The sequence below is a fragment of the Flavobacterium sp. AJR genome, assembly GCF_002156885.1.
Taxonomy (GTDB): domain Bacteria; phylum Bacteroidota; class Bacteroidia; order Flavobacteriales; family Flavobacteriaceae; genus Flavobacterium.
Genome location: NZ_NCWQ01000145.1, coordinates 1 through 6,178, shown reverse-complemented (window position 1 = coordinate 6,178; position 6,178 = coordinate 1). Strand labels below are relative to the sequence as shown.

Annotated in this window: 7 protein-coding genes; 4 read left to right on the top strand and 3 right to left on the bottom strand. The window is 33.4% G+C overall.

Translation table 11 applies throughout. The features are described 5' to 3' along the window. Window positions 1–281 precede the first annotated feature (281 nt). The 3 genes from B8T70_RS22710 to B8T70_RS22700 are packed head-to-tail and all read right to left on the bottom strand — an operon-like array spanning window position 282 to window position 2,418. Window positions 282–1,562, bottom strand: a complete 1,281-nt coding sequence (locus B8T70_RS22710) for an MFS transporter (protein ID WP_039115698.1) — start codon at window positions 1,560–1,562, stop codon at window positions 282–284. A gap of 22 nt (window positions 1,563–1,584) precedes the next feature. Next, window positions 1,585–1,812 (bottom strand): hypothetical protein, encoded by a 228-nt coding sequence (locus tag B8T70_RS22705; protein WP_039119484.1) that lies wholly within the window; start codon window positions 1,810–1,812, stop codon window positions 1,585–1,587. A gap of 9 nt (window positions 1,813–1,821) precedes the next feature. Then, window positions 1,822–2,418, bottom strand: a complete 597-nt coding sequence (locus B8T70_RS22700; RefSeq protein WP_086896326.1) for a TetR/AcrR family transcriptional regulator — start codon at window positions 2,416–2,418, stop codon at window positions 1,822–1,824. Between the two features lie 320 nt (window positions 2,419–2,738). On the opposite strand from B8T70_RS22700, the gene B8T70_RS22695 reads away from it, so the two are divergent. The 4 genes from B8T70_RS22695 (at window position 2,739) to B8T70_RS22680 (ending at window position 6,016) form a co-directional block, all read left to right on the top strand. Further along, the gene (locus B8T70_RS22695) at window positions 2,739–3,470 is read left to right on the top strand and encodes a YggS family pyridoxal phosphate-dependent enzyme (RefSeq protein ID WP_086896325.1); all 732 of its coding nucleotides are present in this window, start codon (window positions 2,739–2,741) and stop codon (window positions 3,468–3,470) included. 31 nt (window positions 3,471–3,501) lie between these two features. Continuing rightward, window positions 3,502–4,215 (top strand): AAA family ATPase, encoded by a 714-nt coding sequence (locus tag B8T70_RS22690; protein ID WP_086896324.1) that lies wholly within the window; start codon window positions 3,502–3,504, stop codon window positions 4,213–4,215. Between the two features lie 382 nt (window positions 4,216–4,597). Continuing rightward, entirely contained in the window at window positions 4,598–4,897 is a 300-nt protein-coding gene (locus B8T70_RS22685; RefSeq protein WP_039119480.1) for a helix-turn-helix transcriptional regulator, read from the top strand. 12 nt (window positions 4,898–4,909) lie between these two features. After that, entirely contained in the window at window positions 4,910–6,016 is a 1,107-nt protein-coding gene (locus B8T70_RS22680; RefSeq protein ID WP_039115706.1) for an NADH:flavin oxidoreductase, read from the top strand. Window positions 6,017–6,178 lie beyond the last annotated feature (162 nt).

Below are 6,178 nucleotides of genomic sequence, written 5' to 3'. Positions count from 1 at the left end.
TTTTCTGCCACAGATTAAAAGGATTAAAAAAATTTCTTTACCATTAAGAAATTAAGAAAAATTAAGCTTTGTCTTTTTTTGCCACTGATTAAAAGGATTAGAAAGATTTTTTTACCATTAAGAAATAAAGAAAAATTAAGCTTTATCCTTAATGAAACTTAATGTCTTAATGGTAAAACTTTTTTAGTCAAACCATCTAAACTTTGTGACCTTTGCGTAAACCCTTGCGTACTTAGCGGTTAAATCTTAATCCCTTAATGGTTAAATCTTATCTCACAGACTTAAACACTTTCTGTTTCAATTACAACCTTCACTCCTGCATCTACAGCTTTACCTTTTGACTTAACCAATTGGTTTACTCTCCAAATAAAGAATATCGAACAAAGTGTTACTGCCGAAATTACATATCCCAGAATATCATAATTCTCTAGCGGTGATGTCTTACTCTCTTGGTGTACAATAAATCCAGCACAAACAGCTGCAATACCTCCTGCAATTTGTTGCATTGATGAAGTAATAGACATATACGCTCCACGATCTTTCATATCTGGAATTCCAGTATTAAGTGTTGTCGATGGAATCATACGACTCATGATACCCATAAATAAAATCATATTGATTACTACTACTTCCCATAAAGGAATTGGTCCCAGATTGGTATAAATTAATATCATAATAATCGATAGTATTGACCCTGCGGTAAACAACCAAAACTTACTAACTCTGTCGCTTAATTTCCCCACAAGAGGCATGATAAAAAGTACCGAAAGACCTGTAAAGAAAAAGACCATTGGTAACTCTAATTGGCTAATATGAATGTTGTTTACTAAGAAAGAACTTCCAAAAGGCTGCAACATAAATCCGCCTATAGATAAGAATGCAATTGCCGCAAAACCAACCTGATAGTTCTTATTACTTAAAGTATGCCATAAATGTAAAAATGGGCTTTTATCCGACTGTAATTTAAGGTGTTCGGTAACTGGTTTCATCTTGATTACAATTGTAACAAGTATAAGAATTCCTAGTCCTGCAATCATCAAAAAAGCGGAATGCCAACCCCAATGATTTGCAAAATAAAGCCCTACCGGAATCCCTAAAATTTGGCTTGAAGCAAAAGCCATTTGGATAAATCCCATCACACGACCACGCTGATGAATTACAAATAAATCAGTTACAATTGCCAAAGAAACGGATCCAATTACACCTCCAAAAAGACCTGTTACAATTCTGGCAGAAAGTAACAACGCATAGTTAGTTGCCAAAGCACAACAAACTGTACCAATAATAAATCCTGTGTAAAAGAAAACAAGCAGTTTTTTTCGGTCAAACTTATCGGCAAAACCAGCTGCAAGCAATCCTGAAGTACCCGCACTAAATGCATAAGCCGAAACTGTAAATCCAAAATTTGCAGTAGTCATATCTAGATTTTTCATTAGTATATCCCCAAGTGGAGAAAGAACCATAAAATCTAGTATAACCGTAAATTGTAAAAGTGCCAATAAGGCGATAATATATTTTTGATAAGAAGAAAAGGGTGGGATTTCTAATTTTGTTTTTTCCATTATAATATTTGTATTTTTTTGATTAATTTAATTCCTGGCATTCATGTCCAAGATCATTAATAATATTAATTATTGTTTTAACTGTAAGTGTTTCCGAAACAATGCGCAGCACATAATCAACATCATCGGTATCAACACTCCATTGCAAAATATCTGCGTGATTGTTTAGTGTTTTAGTCACCTTACAATCGGTACATAGTTGTTCTATGTTAGTTTTAAAAATATAGATTTTATCTAAATCTGTTTCCATAGTATTATTTTATGGTTTTAATGCTCTTATAGCAGCCCCAAAGGCTTCTTTCATCATGTCTTGAGTAAGCTTAAATGGCTTCCCTCCCATGCTTTTTCCTTCATTATGAAAATTCAACAAAGTATATAAAGGACCGTAAGCAATACTCCAAAAAACTTCAAATTGCATTGGCACTAGTTCCTTATTATGCAATGAATTTTCAATAAATTGTTTCATGATTATCCTAAAATCAGAGAATTTGGTTGTAGAATTTAATATATCCTCAGCATGTGGGGATTGTTTAATTACTTCAAAGAATGCAACCTTCTTTGGATACTTAAATGTAAATGCAGCTCGGTTTTGCCATTGTATCCATAAACCTTCTTCAAATGGCATATCTGGCGAAAAATTCTCTATCGTGGATGAAAAGAATTCTATAGCAATTTCAGCCCCGATTTTTTTAATCAAATCATCTTTATCTTTGTAATAAATATAGAGAGTCGCCACAGAAATATTACAAGCCTTCGCTAGCTTATTCATACTGAAGCCCTGAAAGCCATCCTGAACAATTAACTCAATCGCATTTGTAACAACTAACTTCTCTTTATCTATATCTCTTACTCTCATAATTTGGAAATTTTTAGCAAATATAAAACATTAAATGAATGAGCGTTCTTTTATTAATATTTTTTTTCAGTTGAAAAGTAAAATTAATACAAGGCTTTTACTATAGATGTGCAATTAACAGCAAAGAACACAAGGATTTACAATCAGTGTCAAAAAAGTTTAACCATTAAGACATTAAGTTTCATTAAGGACTAAGCTTAATTTTTCTTAATATCTTAATGGTAAAAAAAATAGTCGCTCAAAGCCTTAAAAAAACTGGACCATAAGCAAAACTTAAAACTGGATTATCACCATCATCCACAACTACTTACCTTTGCATTATGAAAGATATGATAATTTCCAATTTAAAACAGGTTCATGAGCGCATCGAAAATGCTTGTAAACTATCTGGTAGAAATGTATCAGATGTTCAGTTATTATTAGCAACCAAAACCGTTCCTGCCGATAAAATACGCATAGCTATTGAAGCTGGTGAAACTCTTATTGGCGAGAACAAAATGCAAGAACTACGAGATAAAGATTCAGGATTACAAGGATTAGATATCAAACGTCATTTTATTGGTCACTTACAAACCAATAAAATAAAAGATGTTCTAAAATATGTAACTTGTATTCAGTCTTTGGACAGACTTAGCTTGGCTGAAGAACTTCACAAGCAATTACAAAACCAAGGAAGAAATCTAGATGTTTTTATACAAGTAAACACCTCATACGAAGAAAGTAAATTTGGGCTTCCGCCAAAAGACGTTGTTTCTTTTATCAGAGAAATAAAAAAATATGACACCCTGAATATTAAAGGTTTAATGACTATTGGTTTATTAGATGTAGAAAAAGAGAAAATGCAGCCATCGCTTAGTTTACTCAGACAAATAAGAGATGAGATTTATGCAGAAGGAATAGAAGGCATAACCGAATTAAAACTTTCTATGGGAATGTCCCAAGATTTAGAATTGGCTATAGCCGAAGGTTCTAATATAGTTAGAGTTGGAACATCTATCTTCGGAAATCGATTTTTAGGAAAAGAAATCTGGAATGAGAATATTGCAGAATAAGACTTAATTTTGCATCAAATAAATAATTGAGATGAATCTATACGAACTTACCGTAAATGATACCGAGAAAATTGCCTTGAATGATTTACTTTTTAGCGAAGAAAACAAAGCCGCTTTAGAACAAATAATAAAAGAACATCGCTATCTTGATGAATTAAAAAAATATAATCTTAAAGTAGATAATAAAATATTCCTGCACGGGCATACTGGTTGCGGAAAAACAACTACTGCCAAAGCAATTGCAACGGCTTTAAACAAAAATATTGTCATCATAAATCTGAGCACATTAATTAATGCGCGAATTGGAGAAACTTCCAAAAACATTAAAGCAATATTTGATAAAGCCATTCGTGAAAAGGCAGTTTTATTCCTAGATGAATTTGACCAAATAGGAAAAAGTCGTGAAAGCGATGATAAGGATGTGGGCGAAATGCGTCGTTTGGTAAACACAATTATTCAGTTGATTGATTATTTCCCAGATGATAGCTTGCTTATTTGCGCAACAAACCATTATAATATCATAGATACCGCTTTATTGAGAAGGTTTCAGATACGACTGAAATTTGAAATGCCAGACGAGAACGAATTGGATATATACTACGATAAACTATTAGCTTCTTTCCCATCGCATCTACAGGAAATTGAGCGTAAGTATAAAATTTCTTATGCCGAAGCAAAAGATTATATCAACACTACAATGAAAAAACAAATCATTGAAGAATTAGAACTTCAGAAATTATTTTAAACATATAAGCGATATAAGTTAATATAAGCATGACCATCAACGTTAGACTTAACTGAACTTATATCCCTTATATGGTTATTTTTTTTGGCAACAATCTCAGGCTTAAATAATGACTTATGCCGAAAACCAAGGATTTCATTAATATTTCTTCACAGAAAAAAACAAGATTATCTCCTGTTCAATTAAGAAAAATATAAATTTTATTAAGAAAATTCATTACCAAGTTGACGTTTTAAAGCCTCTATAAAACTCCCAAAAAGCCCAAAATACCTCATTATCACACTGACTTACAATCAGTTCTTCTTACCCTTTCCTCTCTTAAATATTTGCTAAATATTTTATCTGATATTGGCATATCGGAAAAAGTCGATACATTTGCGTCATGGAACATATCGAAATTTTTAAAGCATTATCTAATAAGTCCAGACTACAAATGTTGGAATGGCTAAAAGACCCCGAACTAAACTTTCCTGGTCAAGAACCTTATGGGTTTGAGCATGGCGTATGTGTGGGACAAATACAAGCCAAAGCTGGACTTACGCAATCGACTGTTTCCGAATATTTATCTATTCTTCAGCGTGCAGGATTTATAGAATCTACACGTGTTGGACAATGGACATACTACAAACGTAATGAAAAAACATTTGTAGAACTAAGTAAAATAATTGAATTTAATTTATAAAAAAACATTGATATGAGTACAAATAGTCTATTTACGCCTTTTAAATTAAAGACGTTAGATCTTAAAAATAGAATAGTAATGGCGCCTATGACGCGTTCATTTTCTCCTAACGGAATCCCTACAGATGATGTAGCAAACTATTACCAAAAAAGAGCCGAAGGTGAAGTAGGTTTAATTTTATCTGAAGGAACTGTTATAAACAGACCTTCATCATCTAATGATGCAAATGTTCCTCACTTTCATGGTGATGAAGCACTTGCAGGATGGAAAAAAGTAATTGATGGTGTTCATACAGTTGGCGGAAAAATGGGACCACAAATTTGGCACATGGGTATTATGGATAACCACCATTCAGGTTGGGTTCCACCAGTTCCTTTTGAAGGGCCATCTGGATTAAACCGTCCGGGTTTTAGCAATGGTAACACCATGACTACAAAAGATATCGAAGATACAATTCTTGCTTATGGTCAGGCTGCTGCAGATGCAAAAAGATTAGGTTTTGACTGTGTCGAAATTCACGGTGCTCATGATTACCTTATCGATCAATTTTTCTGGGATGCAACAAACCACAGAACCGATGCTTACGGTGGAAAAACTCTTGCAGAACGTACTCGTTTTGCTGTAGAAGTAATTAAAGAAGTTAGAAAACAAGTAGGTGAAGATTTTGCAATTATCATCAGACTTTCACAATTTAAACCTGCTGATTACACTTATAAATTGGCTAAAAACGCACTAGAAATGGAAGCTTGGCTTGCTCCTCTAGTTGATGCTGGTGTAGATATTTTACACTGTTCACAACGTCGTTTTTGGGAACCAGAATTTGAAGGTAGCGACCTAAACTTTGCTGGATGGGCAAAAAAAATAACAGGAATCCCAACAATTACTGTAGGTTCTGTAGGTCTTTCTAGTGATTTCTTTGGTGCATTTGCTGGCGAAAGTTCTCAACCAACATCTTTGGATGAATTAACAAGACGTATGGACAGAGGAGATTTTGACTTAGTAGCAGTTGGAAGACCACTACTTTCTGACCCAAATTGGGTTGCTAAAATTAAAGCAGGAAAAACCGAAGAACTAAAAGGCTTTAGCAAAGAAGCTCTAGGTCAATTGGTTATTGAATAATTTTTTTAAGGCTCTGAGGGACTATCCCGTCCCGACGTTTCGGGATGGGGACTGAAGCACTAAGAAACTGAGAATAAACATTTATTTAACCATAGATAGAAAGATTTTTTACCATTAAGTCATTAAGAAAAATTAAGCTTAATTCTTTATGATACTTAATGC

What these genes read in the sequence shown, in the direction of transcription:
- B8T70_RS22690 (WP_086896324.1), top strand. Translation starts at nt 3,502, where the DNA reads ATGAATCTATACGAACTTACCGTAAATGATACCGAGAAAATTGCCTTG.
- B8T70_RS22685 (WP_039119480.1), top strand. Translation starts at nt 4,598, where the DNA reads ATGGAACATATCGAAATTTTTAAAGCATTATCTAATAAGTCCAGACTA.
- B8T70_RS22710 (WP_039115698.1), bottom strand. Translation starts at nt 1,562, where the DNA reads ATGGAAAAAACAAAATTAGAAATCCCACCCTTTTCTTCTTATCAAAAA.
- B8T70_RS22700 (WP_086896326.1), bottom strand. Translation starts at nt 2,418, where the DNA reads ATGAGAGTAAGAGATATAGATAAAGAGAAGTTAGTTGTTACAAATGCG.
- B8T70_RS22705 (WP_039119484.1), bottom strand. Translation starts at nt 1,812, where the DNA reads ATGGAAACAGATTTAGATAAAATCTATATTTTTAAAACTAACATAGAA.
- B8T70_RS22680 (WP_039115706.1), top strand. Translation starts at nt 4,910, where the DNA reads ATGAGTACAAATAGTCTATTTACGCCTTTTAAATTAAAGACGTTAGAT.
- B8T70_RS22695 (WP_086896325.1), top strand. Translation starts at nt 2,739, where the DNA reads ATGAAAGATATGATAATTTCCAATTTAAAACAGGTTCATGAGCGCATC.